Source organism: Mycobacterium sp., from assembly GCF_035499775.1.
Classification (GTDB): Bacteria; Actinomycetota; Actinomycetes; order Mycobacteriales; family Mycobacteriaceae; genus Mycobacterium.
Genome location: NZ_DATJYB010000459.1, coordinates 1 through 2532 on the forward strand (window position 1 = coordinate 1; position 2532 = coordinate 2532).

1 protein-coding gene is annotated in these 2532 nt (G+C 65.7%); it reads left to right on the forward strand.

Annotation, left to right across the window (positions count from 1 at the left end):
- Positions 1-804 precede the first annotated feature (804 nt).
- Positions 805-2280 (forward strand): IS4 family transposase, encoded by a 1476-nt coding sequence (locus VML93_RS28550; protein WP_325615616.1) that lies wholly within the window; start codon positions 805-807, stop codon positions 2278-2280.
- The last annotated feature ends 252 nt before the right edge of the window (positions 2281-2532 follow it).

The following is a 2532-nucleotide window of genomic DNA, read 5'->3' on the forward strand; positions in this document are numbered from 1 at the left end:
TCGGGTTTGATCGGAGGTCAACAACGGCGTAACACACGAGTCCTCGGCAATGGCGTCGGAACTCTTGGAGCTGGTCGACAAAGTCGACGGCACTGCATCGGAAAAAGCCGAGAGCTGGTGTCCCTGGCGTAAGTGCGATACATAGCGGGGGAGTTCGGCCAAGCTCTGGGCATCACCGACCGTCTGCGCGCTATGGAGCCGGAACTGACGAGCAGTGAGCTCGTGACGGCGCCTTGCACGGTCGGCGTCATCAAAAGACCCTCACCGCTAGTGGGTCGCGTTGGAGTGCCTGATTCACCTGATGGCGGGGACCGAGATCACCCCGATGTCGGGCGTCCGACGGCGGACGATGAGGTTTCCCGCTGATCAGGCCTGACAACAGGGTCGTCGTTTCCTGGAAGAGTTTCGGTCATCCGCCTGGGGCGCTCGGACGTCGGTGGGTATCTACACCGACCGCGCGGAACCAGGGGAGCGGCGCCCCAGGACGTCGCCCGGCCTCAATTGACAAGAATCACATCTGCCCCATAAATCATATGAGCACCAGTATTCATTTCAATCACATCTACCACTTTGGAACCATCAGCACCAAAAGTTTCAGCCGCCACACCAAGGTTGTTGGACTACACATCGTGCCGGGTTAGACCTGGGTTAGACCAGGGTTAGACCCAATGCCGGGTAGTTAAGGGTGTGACTGTTGGGTCAAGTGTGACACGCGGGATTCGGTTGTCGAACTTGCTGTGAAATGGGCGCGGCTCCTGGTAGAAGCGAGATCGACCAAGACCAAGTTTCTTCCGAGGAGCCGCGATGGCCGATTCTGTCATGCCCGCCGGTTCGGTGCCCAGCGGCGGCACCGATCGTGGTCGACTGCGTTCGGCGGTGACGACGGTGGTGCGGTCGGTTACCGTGGCGGCGGGTGTGTTCGCTCCCGGTCATCTGGGTGAGTTGACCCGGCAGGTGCCGTTCGAACTGGTGGATGCCGTGTTGGTGCAGACCCGCGCGACCGAGCGGCGGCTACGGATCCTGCCGTCGCGAGTAGGCGTGTATTTCGTTGTGGCGCTTGCCCTCTTCCCAGGGTTGGGCTTGACGAAGGTGTGGGCGAAACTCATCGCTGGCCTCGACGCCGGGCTGCGGGTGTCGGTGTCGGGCAAGGCTTTACGGGATCTGCGTCGCCGGGTCGGCGCCGCGCCGCTGCGAGCGTTGTTCGAGGTGCTGGCCGGGCCGGTGGCCCAGCCCACGACTCCCGGCGTGCGATACGGCCGGTACCGGACGGTGGCCTTCGACGGCTGCGTCTCGATCAAGGCACCCGACACCGGCCGGAATCGGTCCTGGCTGGGCAAGATGCGCGCCACGAACGGGGTCACCGGATATCCCGTGGTGGAGCTGATGACACTCGTGGAGACCGGCACCCGCGCCCTGCTGGGCGCAGTGTTCGGGCCACCGGCTACGGGGGAAACCGACTACGCGCGGCGCCTGCTGGGTCTGCTCGACCCGGACATGCTGGTGCTGACCGATCGCGGCTTCGACGCCGCGGAGTTCCTCACCGAACTGGCCGGCACCGGCGCACAGTTCCTGGCCCGGCTGCGCGCGACGCGCCGACTGCCGGTATTGGCGCGCTGCGACGACGGCTCCTACCTGTCGCGTATCGGCGAGTTGACCGTGCGGGTCATCACCGCCGACATCACCGTCACCTGCGCCGACGGCACCCGCTACACCGCGAACTACCGGCTGGCCACCACCCTGGCCGACCCCCGCCGCCATCCCGCCCGCGCGCTGATCGGGCTGTATCACGAACGCTGGGAACACGAGATCACCTACCTGGCGCTGCGGCACACCCTCTGCGAGGGCCGGGTGCTGCGCTCCACCAACCCGGCCGGGCTCGAACAGGAGATGTGGGCGCTGCTCACCGCCTACCAGGCGCTGCGCCGCGCCATGGTGACCGCTGTCGAATCCCGTCCCGGCACCGATCCCGACCGGGCCAGCTTCACCACCGCCCTGCACACCGCCCGCGACCTGCTCGTGCACGCGGACGGCATCGCCGAGGACACGGCCGACCTGGTCGGCGGCATCGGACGCGCCGTCCTCGATGACCTGCACCCGCCCCGCCGGGCCCGCACCAGCGTCCGCAAGGTCAAATCACCGCTCTCGCGGTACAACAAGAAGGACCCCTATCGGCCCGAACGCAGCACCCCGATCACCGAACTCATGCTCACCATCGGCGACCCCGAAACGAAAGACTCGACACGCCAACCGAAGTGCTCGACAACAGCACATGGACCTTAACTACCCGGCATTGCGCCTAATCTAGGAGGGTCGGGGGCTGGCGCGGTGGCGAATGGTTCGGCTGTAGGTCTGGCGCTCCTGCCGAGGTTTCCCGCGGGCAGCTTTCGGTTTAACCATGGCCGGTATCGCTTCCGTTTCCAGCCCTCGCCCGTCGAACCGTGCGTGCGGTTGTCGGGCTCGAAATTGAGCGCGCGCACCAGCACGCCACCGGCGTGACTGGTCACGGTTCTCAAAGCCGCCCTGCGATCCCGG